The organism is Enterococcus sp. DIV0756 (assembly GCF_051710745.1).
Lineage (GTDB): Bacteria > Bacillota > Bacilli > Lactobacillales > Enterococcaceae > Enterococcus_A.
Map to the genome: position 1 here is coordinate 1,204,164 of NZ_JBIOLF010000002.1, position 17,774 is coordinate 1,221,937.

General features: G+C 40.8%; 16 protein-coding genes and 1 pseudogene. 13 read left to right on the forward strand and 4 right to left on the reverse strand.

Features of this window, described 5'->3' with window-relative positions:
- The first annotated feature begins 90 nt into the window (after nucleotides 1-90).
- The 8 genes from IGI44_RS22095 to IGI44_RS22130 all read left to right on the forward strand — a co-directional run bounded on the left by IGI44_RS22095 (nucleotide 91) and on the right by IGI44_RS22130 (nucleotide 8,983).
- Entirely contained in the window at nucleotides 91-1,110 is a 1,020-nt protein-coding gene (locus tag IGI44_RS22095) for a Gfo/Idh/MocA family oxidoreductase (protein ID WP_438790064.1), read from the forward strand.
- A 20-nt stretch (nucleotides 1,111-1,130) separates the two neighbouring features.
- The gene (locus IGI44_RS22100; RefSeq protein ID WP_438790065.1) at nucleotides 1,131-2,108 is read left to right on the forward strand and encodes a Gfo/Idh/MocA family protein; all 978 of its coding nucleotides are present in this window, start codon (nucleotides 1,131-1,133) and stop codon (nucleotides 2,106-2,108) included.
- A gap of 151 nt (nucleotides 2,109-2,259) precedes the next feature.
- Nucleotides 2,260-3,240 (forward strand): aldo/keto reductase, encoded by a 981-nt coding sequence (locus IGI44_RS22105; RefSeq protein ID WP_438790066.1) that lies wholly within the window; start codon nucleotides 2,260-2,262, stop codon nucleotides 3,238-3,240.
- A gap of 109 nt (nucleotides 3,241-3,349) precedes the next feature.
- A complete protein-coding gene (locus tag IGI44_RS22110) occupies nucleotides 3,350-3,940 on the forward strand; it encodes a flavodoxin family protein (RefSeq protein WP_438790067.1) in 591 nt (196 codons plus the stop codon).
- Nucleotides 3,941-4,132: 192 nt separating this feature from the next.
- The gene (locus IGI44_RS22115) at nucleotides 4,133-4,546 is read left to right on the forward strand and encodes a MerR family transcriptional regulator (RefSeq protein WP_438790068.1); all 414 of its coding nucleotides are present in this window, start codon (nucleotides 4,133-4,135) and stop codon (nucleotides 4,544-4,546) included.
- A gap of 10 nt (nucleotides 4,547-4,556) precedes the next feature.
- Entirely contained in the window at nucleotides 4,557-5,453 is an 897-nt protein-coding gene (locus IGI44_RS22120) for a MurR/RpiR family transcriptional regulator (protein WP_438790069.1), read from the forward strand.
- Nucleotides 5,454-5,664: 211 nt separating this feature from the next.
- Nucleotides 5,665-7,512: a beta-glucoside-specific PTS transporter subunit IIABC gene (locus IGI44_RS22125; protein WP_438790070.1), complete on the forward strand. Its 1,848-nt coding sequence runs from the start codon at nucleotides 5,665-5,667 to the stop codon at nucleotides 7,510-7,512.
- A 19-nt stretch (nucleotides 7,513-7,531) separates the two neighbouring features.
- Entirely contained in the window at nucleotides 7,532-8,983 is a 1,452-nt protein-coding gene (locus IGI44_RS22130) for a 6-phospho-beta-glucosidase (protein WP_438790071.1), read from the forward strand.
- Between the two features lie 106 nt (nucleotides 8,984-9,089).
- Here IGI44_RS22130 and IGI44_RS22135 read toward each other — a convergent pair whose 3' ends face one another.
- Both IGI44_RS22135 and IGI44_RS22140 read right to left on the reverse strand, forming a co-directional pair.
- Nucleotides 9,090-10,037 (reverse strand): Gfo/Idh/MocA family protein, encoded by a 948-nt coding sequence (locus IGI44_RS22135; protein WP_438790072.1) that lies wholly within the window; start codon nucleotides 10,035-10,037, stop codon nucleotides 9,090-9,092.
- 29 nt (nucleotides 10,038-10,066) lie between these two features.
- Nucleotides 10,067-10,939, reverse strand: coding sequence for a MurR/RpiR family transcriptional regulator (locus IGI44_RS22140; RefSeq protein ID WP_438790073.1), 873 nt, complete (start codon nucleotides 10,937-10,939; stop codon nucleotides 10,067-10,069).
- A 287-nt stretch (nucleotides 10,940-11,226) separates the two neighbouring features.
- On the opposite strand from IGI44_RS22140, the pseudogene IGI44_RS22145 reads away from it, so the two are divergent.
- Both IGI44_RS22145 and IGI44_RS22150 read left to right on the forward strand, forming a co-directional pair.
- Nucleotides 11,227-11,646 (forward strand): annotated as a pseudogene (locus IGI44_RS22145) (MerR family transcriptional regulator).
- 77 nt (nucleotides 11,647-11,723) lie between these two features.
- Nucleotides 11,724-12,590, forward strand: coding sequence for an aldo/keto reductase (locus tag IGI44_RS22150; RefSeq protein WP_438790074.1), 867 nt, complete (start codon nucleotides 11,724-11,726; stop codon nucleotides 12,588-12,590).
- Between the two features lie 492 nt (nucleotides 12,591-13,082).
- Here IGI44_RS22150 and IGI44_RS22155 read toward each other — a convergent pair whose 3' ends face one another.
- A complete protein-coding gene (locus IGI44_RS22155) occupies nucleotides 13,083-13,637 on the reverse strand; it encodes a sugar O-acetyltransferase (RefSeq protein ID WP_438790075.1) in 555 nt (184 codons plus the stop codon).
- Between the two features lie 36 nt (nucleotides 13,638-13,673).
- Nucleotides 13,674-14,078 (reverse strand): hypothetical protein, encoded by a 405-nt coding sequence (locus IGI44_RS22160; protein WP_438790076.1) that lies wholly within the window; start codon nucleotides 14,076-14,078, stop codon nucleotides 13,674-13,676.
- A 177-nt stretch (nucleotides 14,079-14,255) separates the two neighbouring features.
- Here IGI44_RS22160 and IGI44_RS22165 point away from each other — a divergent pair, with 177 nt between their 5' ends.
- The 3 genes from IGI44_RS22165 to IGI44_RS22175 all read left to right on the forward strand — a co-directional run bounded on the left by IGI44_RS22165 (nucleotide 14,256) and on the right by IGI44_RS22175 (nucleotide 17,774).
- Nucleotides 14,256-15,131, forward strand: a complete 876-nt coding sequence (locus tag IGI44_RS22165) for a MurR/RpiR family transcriptional regulator (RefSeq protein WP_438790077.1) — start codon at nucleotides 14,256-14,258, stop codon at nucleotides 15,129-15,131.
- Between the two features lie 253 nt (nucleotides 15,132-15,384).
- Nucleotides 15,385-16,416 carry a Gfo/Idh/MocA family oxidoreductase gene (locus tag IGI44_RS22170; protein WP_438790078.1) on the forward strand — a complete coding sequence of 344 codons (1,032 nt, stop codon included), beginning with the start codon at nucleotides 15,385-15,387 and terminating at the stop codon, nucleotides 16,414-16,416.
- Nucleotides 16,417-16,436: 20 nt separating this feature from the next.
- Entirely contained in the window at nucleotides 16,437-17,774 is a 1,338-nt protein-coding gene (locus IGI44_RS22175) for a PTS sugar transporter subunit IIC (RefSeq protein ID WP_438790079.1), read from the forward strand.

The following is a 17,774-nucleotide window of genomic DNA, read 5'->3' on the forward strand; positions in this document are numbered from 1 at the left end:
ATAAAAGGACCTGTTTTAGAGGAATCACTTTCAAATGAAATGATTTCTTTTATACTAAAACTATTAAAAGAAATCTGGAGGGATTTATCCATGTTAACTATCGCATACATCGGCAACGGCAAGAGTACCAATCGCTATCACTTACCATTTTCAACCAAACTAACCGACAAGATCAAGGTCAAAACGATCTATTCACCTAGCGGACGCATTACCTGGGAGAAAAATCCTGGAACAACGTATACGTCTGACATCAATGACATTTACAACGATCCAGAAATTCAATTGGTGGTGGTGACAACCCCAAGTCCATTGCATTTCAAATTAGGCAAAGAAGTCTTGGAGCATGGTAAAAATGTTCTGATTGAGAAGCCATTTACTGAAACCTCTGAGGAAGCGAGAGAATTATTCCGCTTAGCAGATGAAAAAGGGTTATTCATTCAATGCTATCAAAACCGTCGCTATGATTCAGACTTTTTAACCGTGCAAAAAGTCATCGAAAGTGGCGTGCTGGGTGATTTGTTAGAAGTTGAGATGCATTACGATTACTTCCGTCCAGAAGTACCTGAGAGTGTGGAGCACTTTTCAATCGGTACAAGTTATCTATATGGGCATGCTTGTCACACATTGGATCAAGTAATTTCCTATTTTGGAGAGCCAGACGATGTGCATTACGAAGTTCGTCAACTTCTTGGCGATGATCGCATGAATGATTATTTTGATCTGGATCTGTTTTATGGCCGCATGAAGGTGTCAGTAAAATCTAGCTATTTCCGTTTGAAGGAGCGTCCAAGTTTTGTAGTTTATGGAAAAAAAGGTGTCTTTGTTAAAGAAACCAAAGATCGTCAAGAGGAGCACTTAAAAATGTTCTATATGCCGGAAAACAAAGATTTCGGGATTGATTTGCCTGAGCATTATGGTACGCTGACTTATATGGATGATGCAGGCGTATTTCATGAAGAGAAGGTCGTTTCGGAGATCGGTGATTACAGCCGTGTCTATGAGGATATCTACGAAACACTGATCAATGGCAAACCAAAAGCCGTTAAGGATGAAGAAACGCTGCTGCAAATCGAGATGCTGGAAAAAGGCATCCAGCAGGTGAAAAACTAGCGAAGAAAGAAGGAGTAGCAATGAAATTAGCCATTTTTGGTTCCGGCAAAATCGTACAGGAGTTTTTAGCAATCACGAAGGATCTTCCTGAAATTCAGCTAAAGGCCATTATGGGAACGAAACGCAGTCAGGAAAAGACCGAGACAATTCAAAAAGAGTATGGAATCGAGGCCTCTTACACAGATATTGACAAGTGTCTGAAAAGCGATGCTTTCGACACGGTTTACGTGGCAGTACCGAATCATCTGCATTACAGCTTCGCGAAAAAAGCACTAGAAGCCGGCAAGCACGTGATCTGTGAAAAGCCCTTCACTTTGAAGGCGGCGGAATTACTAGAACTAGAAAAACTTGCGTTGGAAAAAGACCTAGTATTAGTCGAAGCGATCACCAATCAATATATGCCAAATTATCAAGGGATCAAAGAAGCTGTTCAAAAAATTGGTACGTTGAAAATTATTGAATGCAACTACTCACAATATTCTTCCCGCTATGATGCGTTTAAAGAAGGAACGATTTTACCCGCTTTTAATCCAAAAATGGGCGGCGGAGCGTTGATGGATATCAATATCTACAATATTCATCTAGTTGTTGGATTGCTTGGTAAACCGCAACATGTCCAATATTATGCCAATATTGAGCGTGATATTGATACGTCTGGCATGCTGCTGCTGGATTATGGCGATGTAAAAGTTGTCTGCATCGGAGCAAAAGATTCGGAAGCAACGATTCGTTCGACCATTCAAGGAACAGAAGGCTCTGTGATCGTCAATGGTCCGACAAACACCTTGGAAAGCTACAGCATCCAACCATTAAAAGGTGAGATAGAAACCTTCGATCACAAGGATCACCCGCATCGGATGTTTGATGAATTCAAGCTATTCAATCAAGTGATCGAAGACAAGGATATGACCTTTGTTAAGAAACAGCTGGAGCATAGCAAAATCGTGATGGAAATCGTCGAAGCGGCGATCAAGGATGCAGGGATCGAATTAGGCTAGTTTCATTTTTAAAGTAAAAACGGCGTGAACTTTATAAATGTAAAGTTTGTGCCGTTTTTGTTTTACGATTGGAAGGTTGTTAAAAAAAGTACTTGCCTTGAAGTGAACTTTAACAGGTACACTAGTATAGTAGAAGAAAGGTGGGATTCAAATGGAATATGCAAAATTAGGCAACACAGGATTAGATGTTTCGAGAATTTGTCTGGGTTCAATGAGTTTTGGTGATCCTAAAAATTGGATTCATAACTGGGTTTTGGAAGAAGAGGACAGTCGACCGTTGATTAAGAAAGCATTGGAGCTGGGGATCAACTTTTTCGACACAGCCAATGTTTATTCGTTGGGTCGAAGTGAGGAAATTTTAGGAAAAGCTTTGAAGGATTACGCCAATAGAGATGAGATCGTGTTAGCGACCAAAGTCCATCAAAAAATGTTTGACGGTCCTAATGGACAGGGCTTATCAAGAAAAGCCATCTTCTCGCAAATCGATCAAAGCTTGAAACGTCTGCAAACGGATTACGTAGATTTATATATTATTCATCGCTGGGATTATGAGACTCCGATTGAAGAAACGATGGAGGCATTACATGAGGTGGTGAAATCTGGAAAAGCCCGTTATATTGGCGCTTCTGCGATGTATGCTTATCAGTTTCAAAAGGCCAATGCGATTGCTGAAAAAAATGGATGGACAAAGTTCGTCTCGATGCAAAATCATTTGAATTTGATTTATCGTGAAGAAGAACGGGAGATGATTCCGTATTGTCGTTCCGAAAGGATTGCCTTGACCCCCTATAGTCCGATGGCGTCTGGCCGATTGATTCGTGATCGCTCCGAAGCAACCAAGCGCAGCAGCACGGATATCGCGCAAAAAGCTAAATATGATGAAACCGCGGATAAGGATCAGTTGATTATTGATCGTGTGGCGGAATTAGCTGATAGATATGATACGAACCGGGTAAATATTGCATTAGGCTGGCTGCTGCAAAAAAATCCAGTGGTTGCGCCAGTTGTAGGAGCGACAAAAATGAGCCATATTGAAACCGCAGTGGGTGCCGTTGATTTCAAATTGACAGAAGAAGATGTTCTGTATTTAGAAGAGCCATATATTCCTCATAAAGTGGTGGGGCATGAGTAGGTATCCAAATATAAAAAATAATTTTCGACTCTAATTACTCATAAAGTCTCTTGACTTAAAGTGCACTTTAACCAGTATGCTAGAACGAAAGAAAGTGGAGGTGGGATGTATGAAAAAGCTGTTTTGGATAGTCCCTGTTGTTTTGTTTCTTGGTGCATGCGGGTTAGGTCGTTCGGATTCTGAGAATGCAAGCGACACTGCTGATTCAACTAAGGATAACGGAGCTGGGCCTAGGGGGAAAGCGATCGTTGTCTATTATTCCCTAACTGAAAATACAAAAGCGGTGGCTGAAGAAATTCAAAAACAAACGGATAGTGATATATTGCGAATCGAAACGGTTGAACCTTATCCTGAGGTCTATGATGATGTTTTGACTATCGTTCAGTCGCAAAGAGAAGCCGATGAATTACCGGAAATCGTGAAGCAGGAGGTTGATTTATCTGAGTATGACAGTATTTTCTTGGGAACACCGATCTGGTTTGGTGAACCGGCTTTACCAGTAGAAAAGTGGCTTAGTGAAAATGAATTAGCTGGAAAAACGATTTATCCTTTTTTTACTAGCGGAAGCAGCTCGATTGATGAATCCATGGGACGTTACCGAGAGATACTGACTCAAGCCACTCTTGGTGAAGGCTTAGGAATCACATCGTCGGATAAAAGCCAAACGGCGAGTCTGGTAGAAGAATGGTTGGCCCAATAAACAGTTAAAAAATGAAAAGCCAAACGTCGGCTTACTTTCTTTTCGGAAAGTACTTCGCCGTTTGGCTTTCCGTTTGTTAAGTATTTTTTACTATTGCTTCACTTAAACTGGATTCGAGTTAAAGCTCACTTTAAATCAAAGGGAAATCCTGTTAAGATGAAAATGAGAGGACAAACAAAAGGAGTGGTGAAAATGAACATCTCAGAAGTAGCAGCAACCTTCAACATGACCCCGGCAACCATCCGTTATTATGAAAAAGAAGGCCTGATCCCGCCGATTACTAGAAATGAATCCGGAATTCGTGATTTTAAGGAAGAGGACCTAAACTGGGTCGAGTTTATCAAATGTATGCGCGATTCTGGTCTTTCCATCGATTCCTTAGCAAAATATTCCAAGTTATATCAGCAGGGAGATGCCACACTCGTTGAGCGCAAGAAAATTCTGATCGAGGAATACAAAAAAATGCTGGAAAAGCAGCAGCTGATCAATGCCACTGTTGCTCGTTTAGAAACAAAGCTGGATAATTACGATCAGATGATCCAGAAATGCGAACAAGGAATTTTTTCGAAAACAAACAAATCGGTATCAGAGAAAGTGAAGGTTTAGGAGGTAAGGCATGTATTTATTCCAAAGAATTGAAGAGGCGGCCTTTAAACAAAATGATGCGCGGCGCACGATCGGCGAATTCATTCTTGAGCATCGTGACCAGCTTCCGGAGCTTAGTATGGATGAGATCGCCAAAAGAACCTTTACCTCAAAACCGACATTGGTTCGTTTCGCTAAATATTTTGATTACTCAGGTTGGACGGAATTTATGTATGCATTTACTCATGAGGTCGCCAATTATAATGAAAACGCTTATGAGGACGTTGACCCAAATTTTCCTTTTAGCGCCGAGGATGACTCTCTGCAAATCATTGAACAGCTAGTTACGTTAAAAATTCAGAGCATTAAGGACACCGTTTCGCATATTGCCGTTGAAGATTTGAATCACGCCGCAGAATTGATCCAAAAAGCAGAAAATATTGTGATCTATGGCAACAGTCCCAATCACTATTATGGCGAATTATTCAAGCGGAATCTACTATCGATCCAGAAAAAAGCCTTCATGTCCAACGCTGGCGAGAATGGGTTGATCTCTTGTTCATTAAACGAAAAAGATTGCGCGGTGATTCTTTCCTATTCTGGCAATAATCCAGACGAAAACCCTACGAGTAATGTCAAAATTCTGAAGCGATCCGGCGTGCCGATCATCAGTATTACTAGCGGAGGCAAGAACTATTTGAGAGATTATTCAGATGTGGTCTTGAATATCTCAAGCAAAGAGCGGCTATATTCCAAGATTGCAAATTTTGCGACGCAAGAGTCGGTGCTATTTTTATTAGATAGTCTCTTTGCGAAAATTTACTCGCTTAATTATGAAGATAACAAGAAGAATAAAATAGCCAATGCCAAAGTTTTAGAATCAAAAAAGAGGCAAACCACTCATAAAGATCTTTTCGAACCATTCTGATGCAGAACACCTATTGTAGGGTGTTCTTTTTTATTGGGATGAAACGTATTTCATAAATAAGAGGTCGATTTTACGAAAAAATGGAATACGTTTTGAGATGCTTTAAATCTATTGGAAACGTTCTCTTGCCGTGATAAGGTTCAGATACAAGCAAGACTTGATTAACCGGTTAAATCAAAAAAACATCTTGCCCCATTGAAAGGAGAATCCCATGAGTAAGAAATATGCAGGTTTGGCTCATGATATTGTTGAAAAGTTAGGTGGCAAAAAGAATATTACTGAAGGGTATCATTGTCAAACACGTCTGCGTTTTAAAGTGATTGATGAATCGCAGATTGATATCAAAGGCTTGGAAAGTTTAGACGGTGTGACGAAATATATTTTTAACGCAGGTGTCCATCAAATTGTGATTGGAACCCATGTAAAGGATGTTTTTGAAGAAATCGAAAAAATCATTGAGCTTGATCCGACAAAGGCAGTTCAAACAGAAAAGAAAGGTCTCTTGACTTCGATTATTGAGTTTGTTGCGGGAACGTTCCAGCCTGTGATTCCAGCGTTATCTGGAGCGGGAATGGTCAAAGCAGTACTAGCCTTACTAATCGTTTTCCAAGTGATTTCCCCGGAATCTCAAACGTATTACCTGTTAAATATGTTTGCGGATGGCGTTTTCTTCTTCCTGCCAATGATTTTGGCTTTCACGGAAGCGCAGAAATTACGCTGTAATCCGATTTTAGCTGCATCTGTTGCGGCAATGATGATGCATCCAAACTGGGGAGCGTTGGTGACAGCGGGAGATCCAGTCCGATTTTTTGAAATTATTCCCTTTACTCTCGCAACATACACTGGTTCTGTGATCCCGATTTTACTAGTGATTTTCGCTCAATCTTATGTTGAGAAGTTCTTGAATCGCGTGATTCCTAAATCTGTCGAGCTCGTTTTCGTACCAATGTTGACTTTCTTAATAATGGGAACCTTAGCCTTCTCCGTATTAGGTCCGATTGGCAGTATTCTTGGCGGCTACTTAGCTACCTTTTTCACTTTCCTAAGTGTCAATGCCAGCTGGGTTCCAGCAGTTCTGATCGGTGGCTTTTTACCGATCATGGTGATGTTCGGACTGCATAATGGGGTGGCTCCACTAGGTGTTATGCAAATGGCGGAGCTTGGTTATGACAGTATCTTTGGCCCAGGATGTGTCTGTTCAAATATTGCGCAAGCAACTGCTTCAGCCGTCGTCGCTTTCAGAACTAAGGATAAAAAGCTGCGCCAGCTGGCGACTTCAGGTTCGATCACTGCGTATATGGGGATTACTGAACCGACATTATATGGTGTGAACCTACCGAAAAAATATCCTTTAATTTCTGCCATGATTGGTGGTGGATTAGGCGGTCTCTATGCCGGTTTGACCAATACGCATCGTTTTGCGACTGGATCATCAGGACTTCCTGCGATTTTGCTTTATATTGGTGATGATACGATGCGCTTTTTCTGGAATATCGTATTCGCGCTGATCATTTCGGCGGTATCGACTGCAGTGTTGACGTATATTTTAAGCTTCAAGTTTGAAAAGGAGGATACGATTCCAGAAATGAAGGAAGTTATTCTGGAAGATACCTTGATGATCAGTCCGATTAAAGGTCAAGTCATCCCATTGAGGGAAGTCCATGACGAAGCATTTGCTTCCGAGGCATTAGGCAAAGGCTTTGCCATCGAACCAATCGAAGGAACAGTCGTCGCACCTTTTGATGGTAAAATTGCGGCCATTTTTCCAACCAAGCATGCGATTGGTCTGGTGTCCGAATCTGGCGTAGAGATTCTGATCCATGTGGGCTTGAATACAGTTGAATTAAAGGGACAATATTTTGAAGCACTCGTTCAATTGAATGAAGTGGTCAAAAAAGGACAGCCAATCTTGACCTTCGACTTAGAAAAAATTCAAGCGGCCGGCTATGAAACGCAAGTACCGATCGTTGTGACCAACACACCACAATATTCATCGATCGAAACGATCATTGTAGGACAAACTGATTGTGATCAAGATATTCTAGCCGTCAGAGTATAGAAATTGGAGGGAAATCAATATGGCTTTAGATAAAGATTTTTTATGGGGCGGTGCGACTGCCGCAAATCAAACTGAAGGCGGCGTTTTAGAAGGCGGCAGAAAATTAGCGAATATCGATGTTCTGCCTTATGGCGAAGATCGAAAAAAAGTCGCATCCGGTGATTTAGAAATGCTGGAGTGGCAGGAAGGCTATTATTATCCTGCCAAAGAAGCGGTCGATATGTACCATCATTACATGGAGGATATCCAACTTTTTGCGGAAATGGGTTTCAAGGTTTATCGCATGTCGCTTTCTTGGTCGCGGATTTTTCCAAATGGCGATGATTTGGAACCGAATGAAGCCGGCTTGAAATTCTATGAGGATATTTTTCATGAATTAAAGAAGCATAAAATCGAACCGCTAGTTACCATCACGCATTTCGATATCCCGCTTCACCTTGTTAAGGAATACGGCGGCTGGAGAAGTCGGAAATTAATTGAATTTTACACCCGTTATGCGAACACCGTTTTGACTCGTTATAAGGGCTTAGTGAAGTATTGGCTGACTATTAATGAGATCAATATTTTGCTTCATCAACCTTTTGTGGGCGGCGGGATTGTTTTTAAGGAAGGTGAAAATAAGGAAAAGATTAAGTATCAAGCGGCACATCATCAATTGGTCGCCAGCGCCTTGGCAACGAAAATTGCTCATGAAGTTGATCCTGAAAATAAAGTAGGTTGCATGTTAGCCGGCGGCAGTCATTATCCATACACCTGTCGGCCAGAAGATTATCAAGAAGCGATCAAACGCGATCGTGAAGGCTATTTCTTTATCGACGTGCAAGCCAGAGGGAAGTATCCAAACTATGCGTTAAAAAAATTTGAACGCGAAGGTCTGACCATTCACATGGAGCCAGAGGATCAAGAAATTTTGGCAGCTTCGCCAGTTGATTTTGTGACCTTTTCTTATTATTGTTCTCGAACTGTCAGTGCACATCCAGAAGATTACCAACAGGCAACGGGAAACATTTTCGCTTCAATAAAAAATGATCATTTACCCTCAACAGAATGGGGCTGGCAGATCGATCCATTAGGCTTGCGAAATTCCTTGAATCAGCTGTATGATCGCTACCAAAAACCGCTCTTTATCGTGGAAAATGGTCTGGGAGCCGTCGATATTCCTGATGAAAATGGCTATGTGGCCGATGACTATCGGATCGATTATTTGGAGAAGCATGTGCAAGCTTTTATGGATGCAGTGGAAATCGATGGCGTCGAACTCATGGGCTACACCACCTGGGGCTGCATTGACCTGATTGCGGCTAGCACCGGGCAAATGAGCAAGCGTTACGGCTTTGTCTATGTCGATCGTGATGATCAGGGTAATGGTACAATGAAGCGAACTAAGAAAAAATCTTTTGAATGGTATAAACAAGTGATCGCATCCAATGGAGAACTAGTGAGGAAACAATTAGTTTCAAGCGCTAATTGATCGTAGAGCATTTTTGAATAATACTTAACAAGTGTAAAGCCGAATGACTATTTCACTTTCCGAAAAGAAAGTAAATGGTCATTCGGCTTTTTATATTTGGAGCGAATTAGTTGATACTCTCTTTGATCCGATCAATCAGTTCCGCACAGCGAAGACTGTTTTTCAGCGTCATGACCGGATTTTCAATTTCTTTTCTATTATAAGAAGTGTGCATTGCTTCAATTTCCGAATAGAAATCATCATGATCGTAAGGCAGATCGAAATCTTTCGTTTCGCTTTCTGTCGTCAGCGTAAAACTCGCTGCTCGATGGAAATTCGGCATTGTAATGGTGCCTGTTGTTCCGGTAATAACAGCGACAGTTTCTGTCGTTCGATCAAAACCGGTTTCGATGATTGCTTCGAACTGGTCATGAACCAATGAAGCCTTAACATACAGATCGATTTGATTTTCATGCAGTTTGTAGTCAACCGCAGCTACTTTTAGGTCAGCAGGACTGAAATCCTCAATCAATGACAGATTATAGATTCCCATATCCAGCAGCGCACCGCCTTGTTTGGGCATGTAATGATAATGGGTCTGATCTTCGGGCATTTCCCGACAAAGCGAGGTCGTGACCTGCCTGATTTCACCGATTTCTCCAGCTGTAATCAACTCATGAGCGACACGATAGGCAGGAACAAAGCGGCTTTTCATGGCTTCCATAAATAAAACTTGCTGTTTTTGCGCAGTTTCGGCAACATCCTTCATTTCGGCAGCATTCATAGTCGCAGGCTTTTCACATAAAACACTTTTGCCCGCTTCTAAGGCCTTGATGATCCACTCGTGATGATATAAATGAGGCAAAGCGATATAAACTAAATCGATTTTGGGATCATCCAGCAGCAGTTGATAATCATCAAAAATCTTCTCACAAGGGTGGTTGCTTTGAAAGGCCGCAGCCTTTTCCATCGTACGACAAGCAACCCCATATAGTTGCGCCTCCGTAAAATTCGTTAAGCTTTCCGCAAAGCGATTGGCAATATTGCCCGCGCCAATAATTCCCCAGTTGATCATAAAAATCCTCCTCTATTTCCTTTGACTTTTCAATTTATCTCAGGGTTCGCCAATATTCCAGTTTCCATGATGTCGTGCTTCTTTTTCAAATTGACCAAGTTCTTTTGATACTCCTTGGCGTAAATAATCGAGAACAAGGTATTCAAAATATATTCAAAGGCGACCTGCGATGAAAAGGTGCTGACCTTCAAAAAGTCTAATTCATCATGATTAAAGACGATCGGTTGTGTCGCTAGGGCGGTCAAGTTCGAGTTGCCATTTCCGGTCAATAAGATCGATGGAACATTTTCATTTAAAAAGAGCTTCAGCATCCGTTCATACTGCGGCACTTTAGCACGATAGGTAATGAAGATCGCACAATCTTTTTTCGTTAAATTGGCGGCATTCCAGTCGCCATCACCGTATTCATCCGCAATGATCAAGAATTTATTGATCTTCACCAGTTTATTTTGAAAGCTGCGGGCACGAATTTGTGAGTCGCCCGTAGCAAATAGAAAAATCCGTTCTGCTTTCGTTAACAACCGCGCGGCTTCTTCTAAGGCTTCATCAGTTAATTGTGCATAGGTTCGTTTCACTGTATCAATGGTTAAATCAGAAATTTTTTTGGCGATCTCGGTAGCGGTATCATTTGGATGAAAGGGGAAATTAGCATCGACATCGTTTAATCGGTAGAGTTCGCTATGGGCGATTTCTGAGAGCGCGATCCGAAAATCACGGAATCCATCATAGCCCATTTTCCTAGCTAAGCGACTAACGGATGAATGGGAAGTGTAGGTATTTTTTGCCAGTTCATCCACATTTAGTGACGGGGCAGTGGTCAAATTATCTAGTATGTAGTCTGCGATCCGTTTCTCAGTATTGGTCAACCCTTGTTGCAATCGCAATTTATCAATTAAAAGCATTCAAATCACCTCATAATAATCATAACTTACTTCCAATATAAGCAGAAGAGAAATTCAGCTTTGGGTCCCATTCTGGTAAAAACTTTCAGAATTTACCTGTAAAATGGTGGATGAGTGAAAAAAGTGCCCATTTTTATAAAAAATTTTTCCCGTCAAAAGAATTTTGGAGAACATTACTTGATCGAAATGCTCTAGCTTAAAAATATAACATAGCTTCAACAAAAAAACTTACCTTTGAGTGTACTCCATAGTTTATGATAGCTTTAAAGATGAGGAGGTTAAACGAAATGAATATCAAAAAAGCAGCTGAAATGTTTGATCTAACAACGGATACACTACGCTATTATGAGCGTGTGGGCGTCATCACTCCCGTTCATCGCAATTCCAGTGGGTATCGAGAGTATACGACCAATGATTTAAATTGGATTTATTTAGCGAAAAGCTTGCGTAATGCGGGCTTGTCTGTCGAGTCCTTGATTGAGTTTTCTAACTTGGCGCAATTAAGAGAAACCTAAAATGTGGAAGAGGCTCAGAAACAAATTTTGGCTGATCAATTAGAAGAGCTGGATCAGAAAATGGCGGAGATACAAGATGTTAGAGAGATGCTGGCATATAAAATTAAAACCTATGACGATCACATTGCGAAGTTTAAGGCTGGAGAAATGACGCCAGATAAAGTTGAAAAGTTATGGGAACGAAAAAAATAAAAACTTTTCCCTTGCTATGGAGTCCACTTCAAGGTTTAGGATAGATCATGTAATCAATATTTAAGGAGGAAGTCAACATGCAAACAATTAAATTGAACAATGGTGTCGAAATGCCACAACTAGGATTTGGTGTTTATCAAATTCCGCTGGCTGAAACAGCAGAAGCCGTATATCAAGCAATCAAAGTCGGATATCGTTTGATCGACACTGCTTCTGTTTATGGAAACGAGAAGGAAACAGGCGAAGGGATCAAACGCGCGGTCGATGAAGGTCTCGTTACTCGTGAGGAACTCTTTGTGACATCGAAATTGTTCATCCTGCAAGCACCAGAAGACAACGCAGCTAAGACGATCGAACAATCACTTAATGTAATGGGATTGGATTATTTGGATCTTTATCTAATTCATCAACCGTATGGCGATGTTTATGGGGCATGGCGAGCAATGGTCTCGGCTCAAAAAGCTGGAAAATTACGCGCTATCGGTATCTCAAATTTCAAGTCCGCTAAGATGATCGAGTTTGTCGGCTTGAATGACGTGAAGCCGCAAATCAACCAAATCGAAGTCAATCCATGGAATCAACGAATGGAAGATCAAGAATGGCATGAAAAATATGGTGTGCAAATCGAAGCCTGGGCACCTTTTGCAGAGGGACACCATGATTTATTTACCAATCCTGTTTTAGCGGAAATCGGCGAACAATATGGCAAATCTGTTGGACAAGTCGTTCTTCGTTGGTTGATGCAGCGGGGAATCGTCGCTTTGGCAAAATCCGTTCGCCCCGAACGCATGGCAGAAAATATCGACATTTTTGATTTTGAATTATCCAAAGAAGATATCGAAAAGATCGCTGCTTTAGATATGAAGGAATCAGCTTTCTTTGATCATGACGCACCACAACAAGTCGAGTGGTTCATGAATCGGATGCTGGATACTGAAAAATAGTTTTTTCGTTAACAGGAGGTCAAAATTAAGATGGATATACTTTTTATCGGTATATCCGGAAAATCCTAGTTTTGGGCTAAGCATACGATGGTGAATGAGAAGAATATACCATTTCAGAAAGTTTTTTTGTAAGGTTTTTTTTGCTACTTTTTCTTGATTATCCAAGATATACTCTGAGATTCTATACAAATGGAAGCGTAATTGACTCACTGACGTCTGCTAGATTCGTAAATACAAGGTACATCTAGCACCGTCAGCTCCTATTCGCGAATAACCGGTGACTCATAAGTAGCGCCTGCGGAAATAAGCCAAAAGTTCACAAAAATTTGAGAAATAATTATCGGAATTTCCTTTTTATTTCTTGACGTTTAATACTTATGAGTCGGCCTCAATCAGTCTTCCATTGATTGAGATCGCATATAAACTATCATCAAATCAAACCTCTTGAATCAGCGATGAATTGAATACTAATTTGCTGCAGATAATTCTGGATTACAGGATTTTTCTAATTATTTTAGCCGGGACACCACCCGCGATACAATTACTTTCGATATCTTTTGTAACCACGGCTCCAGCAGCAATCACGACATTGTTCCCAATGGAGACGCCTGGCAATATGGTACAATTCCCTCCAATCCAAACATCATCGCCAATTGTGATTGGACTTGCCTCCGCCCATTTTTTTCGGCGATTCTCTCCGGCTAAGGGATGGCCCACAGTGCTAATCAGTGTGTTCGGTCCGATCATACAGTAATCTCCGATCGTGACTTGTGCGATATCTAGGATTGTGACATTATAATTGGTCAAGAAATCTTCTCCCACGTGAATATTGCTTCCGACATCACAATTAAAATTTGGCTGCACATAAACATTGTTTCCAGTTGAGCCAAATAGCTGCTTGATCAACATTGCTTGTTGTTTATTGTCTGTCGGGGATAATTGATTGAATTGTCTACATTTTTTTAAGGCGTTTTCTTTGAGTGCGACAATTTCTTTATCAAAGAAATTATAAGTCAATCCGGCATTCATTTTTTCGATCTCTTTCAAAATAATCTTCTCCTCATTCTATTAAGTATTTGCCAATCATTTATTCATTTGGGTCATCGCTAGAAAATAATCAGGGTAGGTCCAGTGATTTTTAGGGTGAAAGGCGCTAATTTCTGTGGTTTCAAAACGGTCAATCTGTTGAACTTGTTTCAAGAGTCTTTTTTCATCGATTTGAGAATAGGCATAGGGGTCAATAAAAGAAACGAAGAAGAATTTTCTTTTTAAACGATTTAGATGTGGCAGTTCTCGCATAAGCGGGAAACTTAGCAATAGGATGTCACCTGATAGATCGTTAATGATCTCTTCATTGAATGGAACGATTTCGGTTTGAAACGGAATTCGTTCCATTTCTAGTAACTCATTAAGGCGCTGCATCAGTGTATCGGTGATCGTATTCTGCTTATTTTCTTTGATGACGGTCAGCTTTCTTTCTTTCATCATGGCAATTTCTCCTCATTGATTTGGAACTTTCCGGATTAGCTCCTTGAAAACATAGTAGCAATTGATAAAATGAGATTGAATGCTTTTGAAACAAACGAAAACACTGTTCCTGAAAACGGAGTTAATGAACTTGTCTTTTTGGAAAATTGTTCCAAAAAAGAAACGGGGGGAATCAAGATGCTTTTACAAGAAAAATTGGAGAATCACGCTTTTACAGCCAGTGAACGACATGTAGTGGATTATTTGTTGGAGCAGCAACGTGGCATTGAAAATAAAACGACGACTGAGATTGCCGCCGCAACCTTCTCATCGAAGTCTACTCTAGTTAGAATCGCGAAAAAAATGAATTATTCTGGATGGACAGCTTTGAAAAAGGCGTTTATCAGTGAATTAGATTATTTAGATAAAAGCATCTCTAGTGTAGATGCGAACTATCCATTCACGAAGCGGGATTCGATCATGTCAATCGCCAGTAAAGTTGCTCATTTAGAAACAGAGTCAATTGAAGACACATTGTCGTTAATCACTCATGATGAGTTGCGGAAGGTGGTTGATATCATTTCTAATGCTGAAAAAATCCATATTTTTGCGGCCAGCAGTAATCTCTTGGTTGTTCAAGAATTCTCACTTCAGATGAGTCGCATACAAAAGGAGGTCCAAATTCACTCATTACAAGGAGAAATCTTTTTCAATGCCTATCTGGCGAAACCAGGCTCTTGTGCCTTGATGGTTACTTATTCTGGGGAAACGGGCAGTCTCAACCGAGTCGCAGAAATCTTGTCAAAAAAGGAAATCCCTATGATTGCGATAACCAGTGTTGGAGAAAATTCGACCACCAGAAAAGCAGATGCGATCCTGCGATTGTGTACGCGGGAAAAGCTATATTCTAAAATAGCTAATTTCTCCACAGATGCAGCAATCAACTATCTATTGAATATCATTTATTCTTGTGTTTTTGCCTTGGATTACGATCGCAATGTCGCGCTTAGAATCTCTGCTTCAAGAAGTATTGAAGACGAACGATTTTCAGATTCAGACATTTTAAAGGAATGAAGAGACTATTGAACAAACAAAGAGCTTTTCTATCTCACGATTTGGAGATAGAAAAGCTCTTTGTTTGTATAACAATTTGCATTTCGTTGATAAAAAACATCAATTTGAGAACGATTCTGGTAAAAATTTTCAAGATTTACTTGTGAAAGGGTGAATGAGTGAAAAAAACTACCCGTTTCTGTTGAAAACCTTTCCAACTCCGGAGACCTATCTATACTTAGACATATCAAAAGAAATTTGGAGGGATTTATTCATGCTAACTATTGCTTACATTGGAAACGGCAAAAGTGCCAATCGCTATCATTTACCGTTTTCGACCAAACTAGTGGATAAGATCAACGTCAAAACAATTTATTCGCCAGTTGAAGAAAATACCTGGAAAAAAATCGAAGGGGTGCATTACACGACCGATGTCAACGATATCTATGGTGATCCGGAGATTCAACTAGTTGTCGTGTCAACACCTAGCAGTCTGCACTACAAGCTGGGTAAGGAAGTGTTGGAACATGGGAAGAATGCCTTGATCGAAAAACCATTTGCCGAAACATCAGCGGAAGCGAAGGAACTATTTGATCTGGCAAAAGAAAAGGGCTTGCTGGTGCAATGCTACCAAAATCGCCGTTTTGATTCAGACTTCTTGACCGTTCAGAAAGTCATTGAGAGTGGCGTACTAGGAGATTTGATCGAAGTGGAAATGCACTATGATTATTTCCGACCTGAGATTCCAGAAAGTGTGAAGGAGTTTTCTTTGAACACGAGTTATCTGTATGGTCATGCTTGTCACACGCTGGATCAAGTGATTTCTTATTTTGGTGAACCAGACGATATCCATTACGAAGTCCGTCAGCTTCTAGGGGATGATCGGATGAATGATTATTTTGATCTGGATCTATTCTATGGACGAATCAAGGTTTCGGTAAAGTCGAGTTATTTCCGCCTAAAGGAGCGTCCAAGTTTTATCGTTTATGGCAAAAAGGGTGTCTTTGTTAAGGAAACGAAGGATCGGCAAGAGGAACATTTAAAGCTTTTCCATATGCCGGAAAATAAAGACTTTGGGATAGATCTGCCAGAGCATTACGGGACATTGACTTATATGGACGATGAAGGCGTTTATCATGAGGAAAAAGTCGTGTCTGAAGTCGGGGATTACAGTCGTGTGTATGAAGGTCTGTATGAATCGATCATCAATGGCAAAGAAAAGATCGTCAAAGATGAAGAAACATTATTGCAGATCGAAATGTTGGAAACGGGAATCAAACAAATTGAAGGTAAGGTACTTATTTAACTTAGTAGGAGGAATAAAAAATGAACCGTATGATGGAAGTATTTGAAAGCAAGATGGCTCCGATCGCAATCAAACTAGACAACAATCGCTACTTAACTGCCGTGAAGAACAGCTTCATGGCAGCCATGCCCTTATTGATCATTGGCTCGTTCTTTGTCTTATTTGCGAATTTGCCGATCCCAGCCTATGCCGATTTTATGCAAAATGCGTTGGGTGAGAATTGGCAGCAGTATTTTACGGTACCAAATGACATCTCAATGAGTATGATGACACTCTATGTCGTTATTGGGATAGCCAGTGAATTAGCCGGCATTTATAAATTAGACAAAATTGGTGCGATCTTTGCGGCACTGGCTGGTTTCTTTGTGGTAACACCATTACAGGAATTCGGCAATGCGGATCTAGGTGTGGGTATTCCGTTAAACAATCTAGGTGCGGCTGGTCTATTTGTTGGGATGATCATCAGTATTCTAGCAGTTGAGATCTTACGTTTAGCAGAACGCAAAGGCTGGAAAATCAAAATGCCTGATTCAGTGCCTACGAATGTTTCGAAATCTTTCTCTACCTTGATTCCGATTCTTTTAGTGATCGTTGTCTTCAACTTTGTACGGATCGGTTTTGCTTTAACCAGCTTCGGCAGTGTGCAGGATTTCATCTTTACTAACCTGCAAACACCGTTGACCTTACTCGGAGCCTCGTTACCAGCAACCATTTTGATCATGTTGATTGAAGGTTTGTTATGGGCATTTGGGATTCATGGCGCAAATATCGTCGGTAGTGTAATGACACCGATCTGGTTATCTTTAACAGCAGAAAACGCGGCAGCGGTCGCAAGCGGCAGTGCGATTCCTAATATCGTCAACTATCAATTCTACCAAAACTTCATTAAAATCGGCGGTTCTGGTGCAACATTTGGTCTATGTTTATTGCTGCTTTTCTTGGCAAAATCGAAACAGTTCAAAGCAATCGGAAAACTATCGATCATTCCAGAGATTTTCACGATCAATGAAACGATCACGTTTGGTATCCCGATCGTATTGAATCCGATCATGATCATTCCGTTCATTCTTACACCGATCGTGATGACATTGATGACGTACTTCTCCATGAGTACCGGACTGGTGCCGTTAACAAATGGGGTCAATATTCCGTGGACAACACCGCCAGTGATTGCCGGATTCTTGGTGTGTGGCTGGAAAGGCGCGGTCCTTAATATCGTTCAGATCTTTGTTTCAGCAGCGATCTATTTCCCATTCTTCAAAACAGCGGACAAGATGGCTTATGAAACTGAACAGAAAAATGAAGCATTGGAAAAAGAAAGCAGCGTAATGATTGATGAAATCGCTGAAAATGCCTAG